Here is a 15,689-nt window from a genome sequence, read left to right on the forward strand (position 1 = left end):
GCGGGGCGAGCGACGCAAGGAGCGTTCCGGCTGCGTCTTCGGGTGACGCGCCGCGCGCTTGGCGTTATCACTGGCGCCCTCATGGAGCGACTGCTGATCTTCCTCGCCGTCCTGGTTCTCATCTTGGTGGGGGCGATCGTGGCTGCCCTGGCGGCCCGAAGCCGCCGGCCGCCGCTGCACATGGACAGCGAATTCCACCACGACGACACGGACCTGCTGATCGGCCCGGTGGGCCGGCGCCGGGAGAGTCCGATCGACCGTTCCGCCGACATCATCGACGTCAGCCCACAGGCCGAGCCCGCCGACGCGCGCCCCCATGGAGGCGAGCGATGATGGCCCGGACCCTCGCCGCCTTGGCCCTCGCCGTCGCGGTCTCGGCCGTCCCCGCGCGGGCCATGGAGGCCTGCGGCGAGCAGGCGGCGCGCTACGAGAACGGCAAGGGCTTCGCGTTCGTGGTGATCCGCGCGGGCGAGGCGCGGGTCGTGAACCCCCTGCGCCCGCTGACGCCGGAGGTGACGCAGGTGCTCGAGGTGGTGATCGGCACCAAGCGGGCCACGGCCTACGGGCCGGACTTCACCAGCCTGCGCCGGGGCGGCACGCCCTCCGTGGTTCAGGCCATGCTCGGCGCGCCGATCACCTGGGAGCCGAAGCTGCCGGTGCTACCCGACACGCTGAACATCGTCTCCGAGGAGGGGACGCCGCTGGCGGAACTGAGCTTCACGCTCTGCGTGGCGCCGCCCGCCATCGCGCCCGAGGCGACACCGCAGGCGAAGAAGGGGGCGCCGCGCAAGGGCGGCTCCAAGGCGGCCGAGGGCGGGGCGAAGACCGGCGGCACGAAGGCGGCGGCCAAGCCCGCGAAGACGCCCCAGGGGTTCAGCATCCCCCAGGGCGCGGTGGCGGAGTGAGCGGGCGGAGGCGCCCGATCACTTCTGCTTGGCGATGACCTTGTCCTTGATCCCGTCATAGACGCCCTGCGGGATGATCTTCTTCTGCACCAGCTCGTCCTTCCCCTTGTAGGGGCGCCCCTTGATGATCGCGGCGGAGCGGGCGGTGCCGATTCCTGGAAGCTTGTCGAGCTCCTCGGCGCTGGCGCTGTTCAGGTCGAGCAGGGGCGCCTTGGCGGCGTTGGGAGCGCCGGCCACGGGGGCGCTCGGCGCCATCGGCTTGGTCGGGGCGGTGGGCGTGGCGGGCGAAGGGGCCTGAGCCAGGGCGGGCGCGGCCATGAGGGCCGAGAGCACCACGAGGGCGCGAAGGGCGGACGACGTCTTGGAGGAAGCCATGGGGTTTCTCCTGGCAGTAACGGCCCGCTCTGCGGCACCGCGGTCACGCTTTTGGGCCAACTGATTTGAACCCGCGCTTAACGGAAATCGGTCCACAGCCCATCGTCAAATGACCCTGGCACACGAAATAATGACCGGGTTGGATACTTCCCGTTTTTGAAGAGGCGCCCCCGTTTCCGGGACTCTTCAAGCGTACGGGTCGGGCGTTCCATGAGACGGGGAAGCATGAGATGGTTTTCGTCACGGATGCTGCGGGCCTCGTCACGCATCTCGGGCGCCATTGGACCAAGCTCACCGGTCAGACCCTCGTGGAGGCGCGCAACCTCGGCTGGTCGCGGGTCGTCCACCCGGACGACCGCGACATCGTCCGCGATCTCGTGCTCGACGCGATCCGCACCCGGAGCGCCTTCACCGTACGCTTCCGCCTCCGCACGGTCACGGGCGAGTATGTGTGGATCGTCTCCGGCGCGGTCCCGTCCTTCGGGCCACCCGGCCGGACCTTCCTCGGCTTCCTCGGCTCGCTGATGCCCCTGGACGAGCCCCCCGACGACATCGTGAGGGCGGCCGGCCTCCTGAAGCCCCCCGAACCGCCCTGGCAGGACGGATCGCCCCTCGAACGGGCGGCCGATTACCTGCTCGCCGCCCACAGCCTGATCGCGCGGGCGGCGCGGCTGGAGACGTTGGAGGCGGTCGAGATCGCCTTGCGCCGGCTAGGCGAGGATCTGGCCGAGGAAACCGTCAACGAAGCCTCCGCCCAGGCGGAGTTTCACTGACGCGTCTTGCGCGCGGAGCGCTCTAGCCAGAACAGGGCGCCGCCGCTATAAGCGCCCCCTCATCCGTATCCTGCGGTGTGCATGGCGGCTCCCCTCCGACGGGACTCGCCCGCGCACCGCTTTGTCCGCCGGCATATTCGAAGGATCCTTGCCATGGCCGTTCCGAAGCGAAAGACCTCCCCCTCCCGCCGCGGCATGCGCCGCTCGGCCGACGCCCTGAAGGCGCCGACCTATGTCGAGGACAAGGATTCGGGCGAGCTGCGCCGTCCGCACCACATCGACCTGAAGACCGGCATGTATCGTGGCCGTCAGGTGCTGAAGGTGAAGTCGGCCGAGGCCTGAGACGGCGTCTCGACGCTTCAAGGCGGATGTGATTCCGGAAGAATGGGCGCGGCCTTCCAGGCCAGCGCCCTTTTTCGTGGCCGCCTGCCTCAGGCGAGGAGCCGGGCCATCTCGGCGTAGCGATTCGCCGCGATCTGCGTGCGCACGCTGCGCGACGGCTGAAGGGTCGGGTCGGCGCCCACGAGGAGCTGCGCGACGAAGCCGGCCTCCGAGCGTCCGTCCCGCAGGGAGGCGGCGGAGCGCGTGCCGCCCGTCCGCCCGCCCGCGATCAGCGTCAGGGCTCGCGAGGGCGCAGCCTGCTCCTCGGCCACGGCGGCGACCGGACGGATCGCCTCGACCCGTCCCGTTCTGGCACTTCCGACCGGCCCGATTCGTTCCATCGCAGCACCTCTGCCTGCCCTGATGGCTGCAGAAGCAAGCGTGGGGCCGGTGCTAACGTTTCGTCAACCTTTTCGGTTTAGGCCGCTCGCCCCTTATTTCCGGGCGAGCTGTTCCAGGCGCGCCTGCATCTCCAGCATCTGGCGCTTGAGATCGTCGAGGTCGCTGCCCTGCGCCGGCGCCGGGGGGCTGGCCGGCGGCACGACCGAGGTGCCGGGAGGGGCGAAGCCCGTAAACATCTTCATGGCATCGCCGAAGAAGTTCATGTTGGTCCGCACCTGCTGCTCGATGGCATGCTGGAAGGCGGAGGGGCCGAAGCTCTGCGAGAACTTCTCGCGCAGGCCGTCCTGGTCGCGGGCGAAGTTCGCCATCGAGAATTCAAGGAAGCTCGGCACCATGGACCGCATGCTGTCGCCGTAGAAGCGGATCAGCTGGCGCAGGAAGGCCACCGGCAGCAGGTTCTCGGCACCCGCCTTGTTCTCCTGCTCGAAGATGATCTGCGTGAGCACCGAGCGGGTGATGTCGTCGCCCGTGCGGGCGTCGTAGACCACGAAGTCCTCGCCGTTCTGGACCATCGTCGCGAGGTCCTCCAGCGTCACGTAGGTCGACGTGCCTGTATGGTAGAGCCGCCGGTTGGCGTATTTCTTGATGACGGTCTGAGGCGTCTTCACAGTATCCGCCATCGCAGAACGGCCTTTCTGAACTCGAACAACCCGGGCGTACCGGCGTGAGCCGCCGGTTCACATCGCAGTCGCGATCTCGCGCCCGCACACAAGCATAAGACCTTCCACGAGCGCAGAAAACAGCAAAGTGCTGCCGTCCCGTGCAGAATATTGCATTTGCATTGCGCCGCGGAGGCCGGTGCGCCGCCGCAAGGCGCCGGGCGGGCGTGAACAATCCCGCACCGTGACCGCCTCCCCCCGTTAGGCTTCTTGACTTCGCTGGTCCCGCGCACTTCATCGCTGGAACGGCATCAGGAAAGGCGCGCGCCCTCAACGCGACGCGCCGGCCGCGAGAGGAGAACGTCATGGCAGGCAGCGAAGAGATCGTGATCGTCGGGGCGGCGCGCACCCCGGTCGGCTCGTTCGGCGGCGCGTTCGGCGCGGTGCCGGCCCACGAGCTCGGCGCGACGGCGATCAAGGCCGCGCTGGAGCGAGCGCAGGTCTCCCCCGACGACGTGGACGAGGTGATCTTCGGTCAGGTGCTCACGGCGGGCGCCGGCCAGAACCCGGCCCGTCAGGCGGCGATCAAGGCCGGCATCCCCGAGAAGGCGACCGCCTGGGGCCTCAATCAGGTCTGCGGCTCGGGCCTGCGCACCGTCGCGGTCGGCATGCAGCAGATCCAGAACGGCGACGCCACAGTGATCGTGGCCGGCGGCCAGGAATCGATGTCCCTGTCGCCGCACTGCCAGTACCTGCGCGCCGGGCAGAAGATGGGCGACATCAAGCTCATCGACACGATGATCAAGGACGGCCTGTGGGACGCCTTCAACGGCTACCACATGGGCACCACCGCCGAGAACGTCGCGCAGGCGTTCCAGCTGACCCGCGAGCAGCAGGACGAGTTCGCGACCCGCTCGCAGAACAAGGCCGAGGCCGCCCGCAAGGAGGGCCGGTTCAAGGAGGAGATCGTCCCCGTCACCGTGCCGGGCCGCAAGGGCGACACGATCGTCGACACGGACGAGTACATCCGCGACGGCGCGACCCTAGAAGCCATGGCCAAGCTGAAGCCGGCCTTCTCGAAGGACGGCACAGTCACCGCCGCCAACGCGTCGGGCCTCAACGACGGCGCGGCGGCCATCGTGCTGATGGCGGCCTCCGAGGCGCAAAAGCGCGGCCTCACCCCGCTCGCGAAGATCAAGTCCTGGGCGACGGCGGGCGTCGATCCGAAGATCATGGGCACCGGGCCGATCCCGGCCTCGCGCAAGGCCCTCGACAAGGCGGGCTGGAAGCCCTCCGACCTCGACCTGATCGAGGCGAACGAGGCCTTCGCCGCGCAGGCGCTCGCCGTGAACAAGGACATGGGCTGGGACGACGCGAAGGTGAACGTGAATGGCGGCGCCATCGCCATCGGCCACCCGATCGGCGCTTCGGGCGCCCGCGTCCTCGTCACCCTGCTCCACGAGATGAAGCGCCGCGATGCCAAGAAGGGCCTCGCGACGCTGTGCATCGGCGGCGGCATGGGCGTGGCGATGTGCCTTGAGCGGCCCTGATCGATTTGTAACGGCGCCCCCTCGACAGCGTTCGAGGGGGCTACAAAAGTTGTCTTGAAGATCGGTGCGAAAAAAATGACGTGCGGACGTCATCCGTACGCAGCACAGATCGTGCGGCTTTAGGAGGAAACACAATGGCTCAAGGACGCGTCGCCCTCGTCACCGGCGGCACCCGCGGCATCGGCGCGGCGATTTCGAAGCGCCTGCAAGACAAGGGCTACAAGGTCGCCGCCAATTACGGCGGCAATGACGAAGCCGCCCAGAAGTTTAAAGACGAGACCGGTATTCCGGTGTTCAAGTTCGATGTTGGCGACATGGCAAGCTGCGAAGCCGGCATCAAGGCGATCGAGGCCGAGGTCGGGCCGATCGACGTGCTGGTCAACAACGCGGGCATCACCCGCGATGGCGCCTTCCACAAGATGACCTTCGAGAAGTGGCAGCAGGTCATCAAGACCAACCTCGACTCGATGTTCACCTGCACCCGTCCGCTCATCGACGGCATGCGCAGCCGGGGCTTCGGGCGCATCATCATCATCTCGTCGATCAACGGCCAGAAGGGTCAGGCCGGGCAGACCAACTATTCGGCGGCCAAGGCGGGCGTGGTCGGCTTCGCCAAGGCGCTGGCGCAGGAAAGCGCCTCGAAGGGCATCACGGTGAACGTCGTGGCGCCGGGCTACATCGCCACCGAGATGGTGATGGCGGTACCGGAGGACATCCGGAACAAGATCATCTCCACGATCCCGACCGGCCGCCTCGGCGAGGCCGACGAGATCGCCCACGCGGTCGAATACCTCGCCAGCGACGAGGCCGGCTTCGTCACGGGCTCGACGCTGACCATCAACGGCGGCCAGCACTTCGTTTGAGGATCCAGAGGGCGGGGGCGACAGGCTCCCGCCTTCCTTCATCACTGCGACAGTCGCGCCAGCCAATCCTGCCGGCCATGCAGGACGCGGATGATCAAGATGTGATCGCCCGTGGCGGTATAGACGACGACGTGGGCACCGTAGGGATACAACCGAACGGGCGGCGTGAATTCATTGCGCAACCGGGCCATATTGGGCTGCGACGCGAGCAGCGCGAAGGTTCGAAAGAGTCCATCCTGATAACGCTCGGCCTGCGTTCCTCCAAAGAGTCGTTCCCCCTGGAGATAGATGCCGACGATATCCTCGTCGGCCTGCTCGGTCGTCCGGTAGCTCACGAGTCGCGGACGGCCGCGCGCTCACGGGAGAGACGACGGATGTCTTCTTCCGTTCGGTGGCTGACGCCGCTCTCGAGGCCCCGGTCGATCAGGGACTGAAGCTCCGCGATTGCGCCGAGGCGTTCCTGATCCCGCCGGATCAAGTCGCGGACGTAATCACTGGTATTGCTGTATCGGCCGTTCCTGGCCTGGGCCTCGACCCAATCCTTCATCGGATCGGGAAGCGAGACGTTCATGGTCGCCATGCCGACATCCTCCTCCACGATGGCAAACTTTGCCAAACTTGAGGGGAAGGCTCAAGTCTCCATCGACGGCATGTCCCGTGCTTGCATGTGGCATCCCACGGGCTCAGGCTAGCCCGGTCGGGCCAGCCGACGGGTCTCGGGCCCTCCCACCACGCTTCGCACGAGTATCGACGTTGAGAGACTTCTCCCGCCCCGGCCGTTCCCCCGTCCATGCGGCCAACGCCGCCGTGGCGACGTCCCATCCGCTCTCGACGCTGGCGGCCATCGAGGTGCTCCGCGCGGGCGGCAATGCCGTCGATGCCGGCATCGCGGCGGTGGCGGTGCAATGCGTGGTCGATCCGCTGATGACCGGCATCGGCGGCGATTGCTTCGCCCTCTACGCCCCGGCGGGCGCCTCCGTGCCGGTCTCCATCGACGGGTCGGGCCGCGCCCCAGCCGCCGCGACGCCGGACTGGTACGCCGAGCACAGGATCGGCATCGCCCCGAATTCCCCCCATGCCGTCACCATCCCCGGCGCCGTTGCGGCCTGGGACGCGATGGTGCGCGAGCACGGCACCAAGTCCCTCGGTGAGTTGCTGCAGCCGGCCATCGGCTATGCCGAGAACGGCTTCGTCGTGCAGCCGCGCGTCGGCTGGGACTGGGCGCGCTGCGTGCCGCGCGTGGCGGGCGATGCCGACGCCGCCACCGTCTACCTGCGCGAGGGGCAGGCTCCGCTGATCGGCAGCGTGATGCGCCTGCCGCGCCTCGCCGCCACGCTGCGGCGGATTGCGGAAGTCGGGCCGAAGGGCTTCTACGAGGGCCCGGTCGCGCAGGACATGGTGAGCAAGCTCACCCGCCTCGGCGGGCTGCACACGCTGGAGGATTTCGCCCGCGCCCGCGCCGACTCGGTGACGCCCGTCTCGACCCGCTATCGCGGCTACGACGTCTACGAATGCCCGCCCGCCGGCCAGGGCCTCGCCGCGCTGATGATGCTCAACGTGCTGGCGCCCTACGATGTCGGCGCGCTGTCGGAGCTCGACCGGACCCACCTCTTCGCCGAGGCGTGCAAGCAGGCCTACCACCACCGCGATGCGCTGTTCGGCGATGCCGACCTCGCCAAGGTGCCGATCTCGCACCTGCTGTCGGATGCGTGGCACGCGGCGGCGCGGGGGGACATCGACATGGCCCGCGCCCGCGAGCCGGTGCTCTACCCGGAGGCCGCCGAGACCGTCGCGCACAAGGACACGGTCTATCTCTGCGTGGTCGACCGGGACGGCAACGCGCTCTCCCTCATCAACTCGATCTTCCAAGGGTTCGGCTCTGGCATCCTGGCGCCGGAGAGCGGCGTGCTGCTGCACAATCGCGGCCTGTCGTTCCGCACCGATCCCGGCCACCCGAACAGCATCGGCCCCGGCAAGCGGCCGATGCACACGATCATTCCCGGCATGGTGATGAAGGAGGGCCGGGCCGTCGCGCCCTTCGGCGTCATGGGCGGGCATTACCAGGCGATGGGCCATGTCGAGCTGCTGAGCGGCATCCTCGACCGGGGGCTCGACGTGCAGGAAGCCCTCGACGCCCCGCGGAGCTTCGCCTATGGCGGCGGCCTCGAACTGGAGAACGCCATCCCCGATGCGGTGATGGCGGGGCTGGCCGAGCGCGGCCATCCGGTGCTGCGGGCGCCCTTGCCGCTCGGCGGCGGGCAGATCATCTGGATCGACCGGCAGGCCGGCACGCTGTCGGCCGGCTCCGATCCGCGCAAGGATGGCAGCGCGCTGGGTTACTGACACGGGATTTCGGATGAACGCCTATTCCTCCCTCGAAGCGCGCTTCGCCCGTCTTTCGGCCGTCGAGGGCGCGGCCGGCATCCTCGGCTGGGACGCGCAGACCCTGATGCCGGAGGGTGCCGCCGAGACGCGCGGCGAACAGCTCGCGGCGCTGCGCGGCCTCGCCCACGAGATCCTCACGGCGCCCGAGACCGCCGACACCCTGGCGGAGGCCGAGAGCGCGGGCAGGCTCGACGGCTGGCCCGCCGCCAACCTCACCGAGATGCGCCGCGCCTACATCCACGCGGCGGCGGTGCCCCGCGACCTCGTGGAGGCGGAATCGCGGGCGCGGTCCCGCTCGGAGATGGTCTGGCGGGAGGCCCGCCGGGACGCGGATTTCGCCCGCCTCGCCCCCTACCTCGCCGAACTGCTGCGGCTGGAGCGGGAGATCGGGCAGGCCAAGGGGGCCGTGCTCGGCCTCGATCCCTACGACGCCCTGCTCGACAGCTACGATCCGGGCATGCGCCGGGCGGTGATCGACCCGCTCTTCGCGGACCTCACCGCATGGCTGCCGGGCCTGATCGCGCAGGCGCGGGCGCGGCAAGAGGCGGCGGGCGCGCCCCTGCCCCTCGACGGCCCCTTCCCCATCGAGACGCAGCGGCAGCTCGGGCTGGCGCTGATGCGGGCGCTCGGCTTCGATGAGGGGCGCGGGCGGCTCGACATCAGCCTCCACCCGTTCTGCGGCGGGGCCACGGACGACGTGCGCATCACCACCCGCTACGACGAAGGCGACTTCTCCCGCGCGCTGATGGGCGTGCTGCACGAGACCGGCCACGCCCTCTACGAGCAGGGCCGCCCGGCCGCGTGGCGGCACCAGCCGGTGGGATCGGCGCGGGGCATGAGTCTGCACGAGAGCCAATCGCTGATCGTGGAGATGCAGGCCTGCCGCAGCCGCGAGTTCATGACCTACCTCGCCCCGCTGCTGCGCGAGGCCTTCGGCCGCTCAGGCCCCGCCTGGGAGCCGGAGAACCTGTTCCGCCTCTACACCCGCATCGAGCCGGGCTTTATCCGGGTCGATGCCGACGAGGCGACCTACCCGGCCCATATCCTGCTGCGCTACCGGCTGGAGACGGCGATGATCGCGGGCGACCTCGCGGTGGCGGACCTGCCGGGCGCCTTCAACGAGGGGATCCGCGACTTGCTGGGGCTCACCGTGCCGAACGACCGGCTCGGATGCCTTCAGGACATCCACTGGCCGAGTGGCGCCTTCGGCTACTTCCCGACCTACACCCTCGGGGCACTGGCGGCGGCGCAGCTGTTCCGCGCGGCGAAGGACGCGGAGCCGGCCCTGCCGGGCTGCCTTGCGCAGGGCGATTTCGGCCCGCTGCGGGGGTGGCTGCGGACCCATATCCACGAGCGCGGCAGCCTTCTGCCGACCGACGCGCTCCTGAGCGACGCAACCGGCTCACCGCTCGGGACGGCGGCGTTCCGGTCGCATCTGGAGGCGCGCTACCTGGGGGCGTGAGCCCCCATCGCGCGCTGCGCGATCAATCGCAGCTCTCCTTATGGACGGTCTTGCGATCGCCCATGTCGTTGGTCTTCGTAACGGTCTTCGAGGAGCAGCCGTCGCTGCTCTCGCGGGTCTCGACGGTCTTGCTCTCGGTGGACGGGCGGTCGACCACGACGGTGTCGGGGCGGTCGCGCTCGATGACGGTGGTCTGGGCGGCAGCGAAATGCGGCGTCAGGCCGGCCAATAGCAGTGCGGCGGCGGGGACGAACAGACGCATGGTGGGCTCCTTGCAATCACAGGTGCCCAGCAACGGTGAACGCCCGAATACGGTTCCGCTTACTGGCCGGCCCGAAGGTCACGCAAGAAGTCGGTCAGTATTCTCGCTCCCTCCTCCGGCGCCCCGGCATTGTCGATGGTCAGATCGGGCTCGACGCTGGCTTCCCGCGCGAGGCGGGCCGAGAGGTCGCCATCCTGCGCCCGCGCCCGCGTGGCGAGGCGTTGGGCCAACACCTGCGGCGGCGCGGTGATCTTCACCACCCGCGTGCCGGGATAGCGGGACCGAGCCTCTGCCACGATCCGGCGGGAGACGTTGCACACCACCACGCGCCCATCGCGTGCGAGCCGGCCGCAGCGCGCCGGCAGGGCATAGCCGAGGCCATGCGCCCGCCAGGACAGAGCGAAGCGCCCCTCCGCTTCCGCGCGGGCGAAGGCGTCGTCATCGATGGGCGCGTTGTCCTCGTCGGCCGAGGGTGGGCGCGTAACGAGGCGCTGCGGGAAGACGATGCCGGGCTCGCCGGCCAGCGCCACCCGCGCCATGCGGATCAGCGTGTCCTTGCCCGCTCCGCTCGGGCCGACGACGAGGACGAAGCCCATCACACCACCCGGAGGCCGGCGCGCCACACCTCGCGCATCACCGGAATGCCGGCGGCGAGGCGCACGCGGGCGAGGTCGGCGCGCAGGCCGGGCCGCAATTCGCCCCGGTCGGTCAGGCCCGTGGCGCGGGCGGGGTTGGCCGTCACCGTGGCGATGGCCTCGGGCAGGCCGATGCCCGGCACCCGCTCGGGAATCACGAACGCGGCCATGGCGAGGCTCGCGGGCACGTAATCCGAGGAGAGGATGTCGAGGAAGCCGGCCTCGGCGAGGTCCTGCGCCGCGACGTTGCCGGAATGCGAGCCCCCGCGCAGGAGGTTCGGCGCCCCCATCATCACGGTGATGCCGCGCCCGTGGGCGGCCTCGGCCGCCTCGCGGGTGGTGGGGAATTCGGCGAGCGCCACGCCCTCGCCGGAGGCGAGATCGACATCGCCCAGCGTGGTGTCGTCATGGCTCGCCAGCGGAATGCCCTTCGCCTGGGCGAGCGCCACCAGGGCCGGGCGGTTCACCGCGTTGAGCGCCCGGCCCTTCTCGATCTTCCAGGCAGTCGCCTTGCGGATCTCGTCGAGGGAGCGGCCTCCGCGCGTGGCGTAGGTCTCGTATTTGCCGATATCCCGGAACTGCCGCTGGCCGGGTGTGTGGTCCATCAGCGAGATCAGGTCGATCGTGTAGCGGGCGGCGAAGGTTTCGACGGTGGCGATCACGTCGTCCGAGGGCAATTCGCAGCGCAGGTGCGTCCGGTGCTCGGCCCGGAGCAGGTCGCCCTGCCGCGCCGTGTCAATGGCCTGCGCGAGGACATCGAGTTCGGGGCCGAGCCCGCTGCCGTCCGGGTCGCTGCCCGCGCGCAGGGAATCGAACACGGTGGTGATGCCCGACGCCGCGATCTGCGAATCGTAGGCGAGGACGGCGCCGAGGGGATGCCAGCGCACCTTCGGCCGGGGCGCGTAATGGCTCTCCAGATGGTCGGTGTGCAACTCGATCAGGCCGGGGATCAGGTGGTCGCCGCCGAGGTCGAGGCCGCGCTCCGGCGCCCGCCCCTCGCCGATCTCTGCGATGCGCCCGTCGACCACCGCGAGCCAGCCGTGCTGCACCCGGTCGGGCAGCACGAGGGTGGCGTTCTCGATCACGAAATCCTTCATCGAAGTCCCGTCCTTGCCCATCATGCCGCCCGCGCCGTGCCGAACGCCGTTACGTCGATGATCCGCCCGCCGATGGCCTCGCGCATGGCCGCGTCGTGGACGATGCCGAGGATCGCCGCGCCCGCCGCCCTTCGCTCGGCGATCAGATCCGCCACCACGGCGCGGTTCTCCGCGTCGAGGGAGGCGGTCGGCTCGTCCAGCAGCAGGATCGGCCGGGGCGCGATCAGGCCGCGGGCGATGTTCACCCGCTGCTGCTCGCCGCCGGAGAAGGTCGCGGGCGGCAGGCCCCACAGCCGCTCGGGCAGATTGAGCCGCGCCAGCAGGTCGCCCGCCCGATCGCGGGCCTCGCCCTCGGACAGCCCGCCCTCGCGGCCCGCCGCCTCGACCACGTCGCGGGCCGACACGCGGGGGATCACCCGCAGAAATTGCGAGACGTAGGACATGGTCCGCGCCCGGAGCGCCAGCACGTCGCGGGGGGCGGCGCGGGCCACGTCCACCACGCGCTCGCCGTCGCGGACGAGGATCGCGCCGGAATCGCAGCGATAATTGCCGTAGGCCATGCGCAGCAGCGAGGACTTGCCCGCCCCGGACGGCCCCCACAGCACGGCGCATTCGCCGGGCGCGACGGAAAAGGTCGCGCCTAAGACCACCTGCAGCACGGTGCCGCCGCGCAGGTGCAGGGTGAAGCTCTTGGCGACGTCGCGGAATTCGAGGGCGGTGGTCATGCGGCGAGCACCGAGGAGACGAGGAGTTGAGTGTAGGCGTCGGCGGGGTCGTCCAGCACCTGATCGGTCAGGCCGGTTTCGACCACCTTGCCCGCACGCATCACGGCGATGCGGTGGGACAGGAGCCGCGCCACGGCGAGGTCGTGGGTGACGATGACGACAGCGAGGCCGAGTTCGCCCGAGAGCCGCCGGATCAGGTCGAGGAGACGGGCCTGCACCGAGACGTCGAGGCCGGAGGTCGGCTCGTCCATCAGCACGAGGCGGGGCGCGGTGACGAGGTTGCGGGCGATCTGCAACCGCTGGCGCATGCCGCCGGAGAAGCGCGTCGGCGGATCGTCGATCCGGTCGGCGGCGATCTCCACGCGGTCGAGCCAATCGAGCGCCTGGGCGCGGATGTTGCCATAGTGGCGCTGCCCGAGCCCCATCAGCCGCTCGCCGACATTGCCGCCGGCCGAGACCGCCATGCGCAATCCCTGCGCCGCGTCCTGCCGGACGAAGCCCCAATCGGTGCGGGCGAGCGCCCGCAGTTCCGCCGGGCCGATCTCCCCGAGCGAGCGCACCCGGCCCTCCCGGTCGCGATAGCGGACCGCGCCGTCATCCGGGGCCAGCTCGCCCGCGAGCATCGAGAGCAGGGTCGACTTGCCCGAACCCGATTCCCCGACGATCGCCAGTACTTCCCCCTCGGTGACGTCGATATCGACGCCATCGCAGGCCTTGCGCGGGCCGTAGCTCTTGGTGAGGCCGTGGGCCGAGAGCAGCGGGGTCATCGCACGTCCTCCCTGCGGGTCTCGCAGGCATCGGTGTCGGAGCAGATGTACATCCGCCCGCCCGCATCGTCGGTGACGACCTCATCGAGGTAGTGCCCGCGCGCGGCACACAGGGCGCAGGGCTCGGTGAAGGTCTGCACCCGGAACGGATGGTCCTCGAAATCCAGGCTGCGCACCGTCGTGTAGGGCGGCACAGCGTAGATCCGCCGCTCGCGCCCCGCGCCGAAGAGTTGGAGCGCTGGGCAATCGTCCATCTTGGGGTTGTCGAACTTGGGCGTCGGCGACGGGTCCATCACGTAGCGGCCGGCGACCTCCACCGGATAGGCGTAGGTCGTCGCGATATGGCCGTGGCGGCTGATGTCCTCGTAGAGCTTCACATGCATCAGGCCGTATTCGGCCAGAGCGTGCATCTGGCGCGTCTCGGTCTCGCGGGGTTCGAGGAAGCGCAGGGGCTCCGGGATCGGCACCTGATAGACCAGCGTCTGGCCCTCGTGCAGCGGCGTCTCGGGGATGCGGTGGCGTGTCTGGATGACGCTCGCCTCGGTCGTGCGGGTGGTCGTCGCGACGCCGGCCGTCTTGGCGAAGAAGCGGCGGATCGAGACGGCGTTCGTCGTGTCGTCGGCCCCCTGGTCGATGACCTTGAGCACGTCCGACCGGCCGAGGATCGCCGCCGTCACCTGCACGCCGCCCGTGCCCCAGCCGTAGGGCATGGGCATCTCGCGGGAGGCGAAGGGCACCTGATAGCCCGGCACCGCCACCGCCTTCAGCAGCGCCCGGCGGATCATCCGCTTGGTGCCCTCGTCGAGGTACGCGAAGTTGTAGGCCTCGCTCATTCCGCAGCCTCCCGCCCGGCTTCGAACTCGGCGCGCAGGCGGCGCACCAGTTCGAGCTCCGCCTGGAAATCGACGTAGTGGGGCAGCTTCAGATGCTCCACGAAGCCCGTCGCCTGAAGGCTGTCGCAATGGGCCAGGACGAATTCCTGGTCCTGCGCCGGGCTCGCCAGCGGCTCGCCCAACTCGCCCGCCCGCAGCGCCCGGTCCACCAGCGCCATGGCCATGGCCTTGCGCTCGCTCTGGCCGAAGACCAGCCCGTAGCCCCGCGTGAATTGCGGCGGCACCGCGCGCGAGCCCTTGAACTGGTTGACCATCTGGCACTCCGTGACCTGCACGGTGCCGAGCGGCACGGGGAAGCCCAGCTCCTCCGGCACGAACTCGACCTCGACCGTGCCGACCCGGATCTCGCCCACGAAGGGGTGGGTGCGCCCGTAGCCGCGCTGGGTCGAATAGCCGAGCGCCAGGATGAAGCCCTCGTCGCCCCGCGCCAGGGCTTGCAGCCTCGTCGCCCGGTCGCAGGGGTAATCGACCGGCTCGCGGGTGATGTCGGGCAGCGGCGTGCCGTCGTCCTGCGGCGAGGGCTCGATCAGCCCGTCCCGGCCAAGGAGGTCCGTCACGCGGGGCGTCGCGGCGGCATCCTCGCGGGGCTCGGCCTCGGCCACCGTCTCGGGGGCGCCGTCCTCGGCGAGGGCGAAATCCACGAGGCGGTGCGTGTAATCGAAGGTCGGCCCCAGCACCTGCCCGCCGGGCAGATCCTTGAAGGTCGCGGAGACCCGCCGCCGCAGGGCCATCGCCCCCGTGTCGAGGGGCACCGAGGCGCCGAAGCGCGGCAGCGTCGTGCGGAAGGCCCGCACGAGGAACACCGCCTCCACCACGTCGCCCCGCGCCTGCTTCAGCGCCAGCGCCGCGAGGTCGGGATCGTTGAGCGAGCCCTCGGCCATCACCCGGTCCACCAGCAGGGCCATCTGCTCGCGGATCTGCGCGACGGTCAGCTCCGGCACCGCCGGATCGCCCCGGCGCACCTCCGCGAGGAGCCGGTGGGCGTTGTCGATGGCGGCTTCACCGCCCTTCACGGCCACATACATCGGCTCAGCCCTCCACGGCGGTCGAGCGCGGCAACCCGGCGACGCGGCCGGGGGCGGTGAGCAGGCCATCGACCCCGAGGGGGAAGCCGGCATGGTTCTCCCGCAGGGCGCCGGGCCAGCCCGGCGGCATCGGCGCCAGCGCCAGATCCGCCGTGCCGCGACTGCCGGGCCCGGTGAGGCGCAGGCCCGCCCCGACATCGAGGGAATCCAGCGCGAGAACCAGCGTGGTCGAGCCGTCGGGATAGGCGGGTGAGCCTTGCGCGAAGGCGGCGAGCGGCGGGCAGCGCCCGGCCTCCCGCACGAAGGCGAAGGCGGCCCGCGCCGGATCGTCGGTCAGCGGCGCCCCGGTGTGGAAGCGCAGATACGCGGCGACCTCGGGGGATGCGGTCAGCGCGGGATCGAGCCAGACCGGCGTGTCGCCGTCCGTCAGTGCGAGCGCGATGGCGGCGAGTTCGGGCGTCAGGGGCTCCGGCGGATCGAGGTGTGTTGAAATGGCGTGGATCGTCCCCGGCCGGGCCAGGGCGTCGAGCACGGCGCGGAACACGCCCTGCGCGTCGTGGACGGGATCGCGGAAGCCAGGGCGCAGCATC

Annotated in this window: 21 protein-coding genes; 8 read left to right on the forward strand and 13 right to left on the reverse strand. The window is 70.2% G+C overall.

Translation table 11 applies throughout. The annotated features are described in order from the left end of the window. Window positions 1-81 precede the first annotated feature (81 nt). On the forward strand, window positions 82-333 hold the full coding sequence (locus MKK52_RS23925) for a hypothetical protein (RefSeq protein WP_243958696.1): 252 nt from the start codon (window positions 82-84) through the stop codon (window positions 331-333). Further along, window positions 330-905: a hypothetical protein gene (locus MKK52_RS23930; RefSeq protein WP_243958698.1), complete on the forward strand. Its 576-nt coding sequence runs from the start codon at window positions 330-332 to the stop codon at window positions 903-905. The genes MKK52_RS23925 and MKK52_RS23930 overlap by 4 nt, the downstream gene beginning before the upstream one ends. A gap of 18 nt (window positions 906-923) precedes the next feature. On the opposite strand, the gene MKK52_RS23935 is transcribed toward MKK52_RS23930, so the two are convergent. Further along, window positions 924-1,280: a ComEA family DNA-binding protein gene (locus MKK52_RS23935; protein WP_243958700.1), complete on the reverse strand. Its 357-nt coding sequence runs from the start codon at window positions 1,278-1,280 to the stop codon at window positions 924-926. 230 nt (window positions 1,281-1,510) lie between these two features. Between MKK52_RS23935 and MKK52_RS23940 the strand changes: the two genes are divergently transcribed. Together MKK52_RS23940 and rpmF are read left to right on the forward strand one after the other, a co-directional pair. Next, window positions 1,511-2,053: a PAS domain-containing protein gene (locus tag MKK52_RS23940; protein WP_243958702.1), complete on the forward strand. Its 543-nt coding sequence runs from the start codon at window positions 1,511-1,513 to the stop codon at window positions 2,051-2,053. Between the two features lie 153 nt (window positions 2,054-2,206). Further along, window positions 2,207-2,395 (forward strand): 50S ribosomal protein L32, encoded by a 189-nt coding sequence (gene rpmF, locus MKK52_RS23945; RefSeq protein WP_003601373.1) that lies wholly within the window; start codon window positions 2,207-2,209, stop codon window positions 2,393-2,395. 89 nt (window positions 2,396-2,484) lie between these two features. Here the strand turns inward: rpmF and MKK52_RS23950 are convergent, their stop codons facing one another. Then, entirely contained in the window at window positions 2,485-2,775 is a 291-nt protein-coding gene (locus MKK52_RS23950; protein WP_243958704.1) for a hypothetical protein, read from the reverse strand. A gap of 93 nt (window positions 2,776-2,868) precedes the next feature. Next, a complete protein-coding gene (phaR, locus tag MKK52_RS23955) occupies window positions 2,869-3,456 on the reverse strand; it encodes a polyhydroxyalkanoate synthesis repressor PhaR (RefSeq protein ID WP_243958706.1) in 588 nt (195 codons plus the stop codon). Window positions 3,457-3,800: 344 nt separating this feature from the next. On the opposite strand from phaR, the gene MKK52_RS23960 reads away from it, so the two are divergent. Beyond that, window positions 3,801-4,985, forward strand: coding sequence for an acetyl-CoA C-acetyltransferase (locus MKK52_RS23960; protein WP_243958708.1), 1,185 nt, complete (start codon window positions 3,801-3,803; stop codon window positions 4,983-4,985). Window positions 4,986-5,119: 134 nt separating this feature from the next. Then, the gene (gene phbB / locus MKK52_RS23965) at window positions 5,120-5,848 is read left to right on the forward strand and encodes an acetoacetyl-CoA reductase (RefSeq protein WP_243958710.1); all 729 of its coding nucleotides are present in this window, start codon (window positions 5,120-5,122) and stop codon (window positions 5,846-5,848) included. Window positions 5,849-5,889: 41 nt separating this feature from the next. Here the strand turns inward: phbB and MKK52_RS23970 are convergent, their stop codons facing one another. Both MKK52_RS23970 and MKK52_RS23975 read right to left on the reverse strand, forming a co-directional pair. Then, the gene (locus MKK52_RS23970) at window positions 5,890-6,183 is read right to left on the reverse strand and encodes a type II toxin-antitoxin system RelE/ParE family toxin (RefSeq protein WP_243958712.1); all 294 of its coding nucleotides are present in this window, start codon (window positions 6,181-6,183) and stop codon (window positions 5,890-5,892) included. Then, window positions 6,180-6,428 carry a type II toxin-antitoxin system ParD family antitoxin gene (locus tag MKK52_RS23975; protein WP_243958714.1) on the reverse strand — a complete coding sequence of 83 codons (249 nt, stop codon included), beginning with the start codon at window positions 6,426-6,428 and terminating at the stop codon, window positions 6,180-6,182. Before MKK52_RS23975 ends, MKK52_RS23970 begins: the two co-directional genes overlap by 4 nt. Window positions 6,429-6,601: 173 nt before the next feature. Between MKK52_RS23975 and ggt the strand changes: the two genes are divergently transcribed. Both ggt and MKK52_RS23985 read left to right on the forward strand, forming a co-directional pair. Further along, window positions 6,602-8,191: a gamma-glutamyltransferase gene (gene ggt / locus MKK52_RS23980; RefSeq protein WP_243958716.1), complete on the forward strand. Its 1,590-nt coding sequence runs from the start codon at window positions 6,602-6,604 to the stop codon at window positions 8,189-8,191. 13 nt (window positions 8,192-8,204) lie between these two features. Beyond that, entirely contained in the window at window positions 8,205-9,695 is a 1,491-nt protein-coding gene (locus tag MKK52_RS23985) for a carboxypeptidase M32 (RefSeq protein ID WP_243958717.1), read from the forward strand. 22 nt (window positions 9,696-9,717) lie between these two features. Here the strand turns inward: MKK52_RS23985 and MKK52_RS23990 are convergent, their stop codons facing one another. The 8 genes from MKK52_RS23990 to phnH are packed head-to-tail and all read right to left on the reverse strand — an operon-like array spanning window position 9,718 to window position 15,688. Next, window positions 9,718-9,957 (reverse strand): hypothetical protein, encoded by a 240-nt coding sequence (locus MKK52_RS23990; RefSeq protein ID WP_243958719.1) that lies wholly within the window; start codon window positions 9,955-9,957, stop codon window positions 9,718-9,720. 59 nt (window positions 9,958-10,016) lie between these two features. Beyond that, window positions 10,017-10,553 (reverse strand): phosphonate metabolism protein/1,5-bisphosphokinase (PRPP-forming) PhnN, encoded by a 537-nt coding sequence (gene phnN / locus MKK52_RS23995; RefSeq protein WP_243958721.1) that lies wholly within the window; start codon window positions 10,551-10,553, stop codon window positions 10,017-10,019. Further along, the gene (locus tag MKK52_RS24000) at window positions 10,553-11,689 is read right to left on the reverse strand and encodes an alpha-D-ribose 1-methylphosphonate 5-triphosphate diphosphatase (protein ID WP_243958722.1); all 1,137 of its coding nucleotides are present in this window, start codon (window positions 11,687-11,689) and stop codon (window positions 10,553-10,555) included. The genes phnN and MKK52_RS24000 overlap by 1 nt, the downstream gene beginning before the upstream one ends. Window positions 11,690-11,709: 20 nt before the next feature. Next, the gene (gene phnL / locus MKK52_RS24005) at window positions 11,710-12,414 is read right to left on the reverse strand and encodes a phosphonate C-P lyase system protein PhnL (protein WP_243958724.1); all 705 of its coding nucleotides are present in this window, start codon (window positions 12,412-12,414) and stop codon (window positions 11,710-11,712) included. Then, a complete protein-coding gene (phnK, locus tag MKK52_RS24010) occupies window positions 12,411-13,181 on the reverse strand; it encodes a phosphonate C-P lyase system protein PhnK (protein WP_243958726.1) in 771 nt (256 codons plus the stop codon). Before phnK ends, phnL begins: the two co-directional genes overlap by 4 nt. Continuing rightward, a complete protein-coding gene (locus MKK52_RS24015) occupies window positions 13,178-14,014 on the reverse strand; it encodes an alpha-D-ribose 1-methylphosphonate 5-phosphate C-P-lyase PhnJ (RefSeq protein ID WP_243958728.1) in 837 nt (278 codons plus the stop codon). Before MKK52_RS24015 ends, phnK begins: the two co-directional genes overlap by 4 nt. Continuing rightward, entirely contained in the window at window positions 14,011-15,099 is a 1,089-nt protein-coding gene (locus MKK52_RS24020; protein ID WP_243958731.1) for a carbon-phosphorus lyase complex subunit PhnI, read from the reverse strand. Before MKK52_RS24020 ends, MKK52_RS24015 begins: the two co-directional genes overlap by 4 nt. A 4-nt stretch (window positions 15,100-15,103) precedes the next feature. Next, window positions 15,104-15,688, reverse strand: a complete 585-nt coding sequence (phnH, locus tag MKK52_RS24025; protein WP_243958733.1) for a phosphonate C-P lyase system protein PhnH — start codon at window positions 15,686-15,688, stop codon at window positions 15,104-15,106. Between the last annotated feature and the right edge of the window lies 1 nt (window position 15,689).

This window comes from Methylobacterium sp. J-067 (assembly GCF_022829465.1).
Classification (GTDB): domain Bacteria; phylum Pseudomonadota; class Alphaproteobacteria; order Rhizobiales; family Beijerinckiaceae; genus Methylobacterium; species Methylobacterium litchii.

What these genes read in the sequence shown, in the direction of transcription:
- MKK52_RS23940 (WP_243958702.1), top strand. Translation starts at nt 1,511, where the DNA reads ATGGTTTTCGTCACGGATGCTGCGGGCCTCGTCACGCATCTCGGGCGC.
- MKK52_RS23960 (WP_243958708.1), top strand. Translation starts at nt 3,801, where the DNA reads ATGGCAGGCAGCGAAGAGATCGTGATCGTCGGGGCGGCGCGCACCCCG.
- MKK52_RS23975 (WP_243958714.1), bottom strand. Translation starts at nt 6,428, where the DNA reads ATGGCGACCATGAACGTCTCGCTTCCCGATCCGATGAAGGATTGGGTC.
- MKK52_RS23985 (WP_243958717.1), top strand. Translation starts at nt 8,205, where the DNA reads ATGAACGCCTATTCCTCCCTCGAAGCGCGCTTCGCCCGTCTTTCGGCC.
- MKK52_RS24020 (WP_243958731.1), bottom strand. Translation starts at nt 15,099, where the DNA reads ATGTATGTGGCCGTGAAGGGCGGTGAAGCCGCCATCGACAACGCCCAC.
- MKK52_RS23925 (WP_243958696.1), top strand. Translation starts at nt 82, where the DNA reads ATGGAGCGACTGCTGATCTTCCTCGCCGTCCTGGTTCTCATCTTGGTG.
- MKK52_RS24000 (WP_243958722.1), bottom strand. Translation starts at nt 11,689, where the DNA reads ATGAAGGATTTCGTGATCGAGAACGCCACCCTCGTGCTGCCCGACCGG.
- phnK (WP_243958726.1), bottom strand. Translation starts at nt 13,181, where the DNA reads ATGACCCCGCTGCTCTCGGCCCACGGCCTCACCAAGAGCTACGGCCCG.
- phnL (WP_243958724.1), bottom strand. Translation starts at nt 12,414, where the DNA reads ATGACCACCGCCCTCGAATTCCGCGACGTCGCCAAGAGCTTCACCCTG.
- MKK52_RS23990 (WP_243958719.1), bottom strand. Translation starts at nt 9,957, where the DNA reads ATGCGTCTGTTCGTCCCCGCCGCCGCACTGCTATTGGCCGGCCTGACG.
- phnH (WP_243958733.1), bottom strand. Translation starts at nt 15,688, where the DNA reads ATGCTGCGCCCTGGCTTCCGCGATCCCGTCCACGACGCGCAGGGCGTG.
- MKK52_RS24015 (WP_243958728.1), bottom strand. Translation starts at nt 14,014, where the DNA reads ATGAGCGAGGCCTACAACTTCGCGTACCTCGACGAGGGCACCAAGCGG.
- phaR (WP_243958706.1), bottom strand. Translation starts at nt 3,456, where the DNA reads ATGGCGGATACTGTGAAGACGCCTCAGACCGTCATCAAGAAATACGCC.
- rpmF (WP_003601373.1), top strand. Translation starts at nt 2,207, where the DNA reads ATGGCCGTTCCGAAGCGAAAGACCTCCCCCTCCCGCCGCGGCATGCGC.
- MKK52_RS23935 (WP_243958700.1), bottom strand. Translation starts at nt 1,280, where the DNA reads ATGGCTTCCTCCAAGACGTCGTCCGCCCTTCGCGCCCTCGTGGTGCTC.
- MKK52_RS23950 (WP_243958704.1), bottom strand. Translation starts at nt 2,775, where the DNA reads ATGGAACGAATCGGGCCGGTCGGAAGTGCCAGAACGGGACGGGTCGAG.
- phnN (WP_243958721.1), bottom strand. Translation starts at nt 10,553, where the DNA reads ATGGGCTTCGTCCTCGTCGTCGGCCCGAGCGGAGCGGGCAAGGACACG.
- phbB (WP_243958710.1), top strand. Translation starts at nt 5,120, where the DNA reads ATGGCTCAAGGACGCGTCGCCCTCGTCACCGGCGGCACCCGCGGCATC.
- MKK52_RS23930 (WP_243958698.1), top strand. Translation starts at nt 330, where the DNA reads ATGATGGCCCGGACCCTCGCCGCCTTGGCCCTCGCCGTCGCGGTCTCG.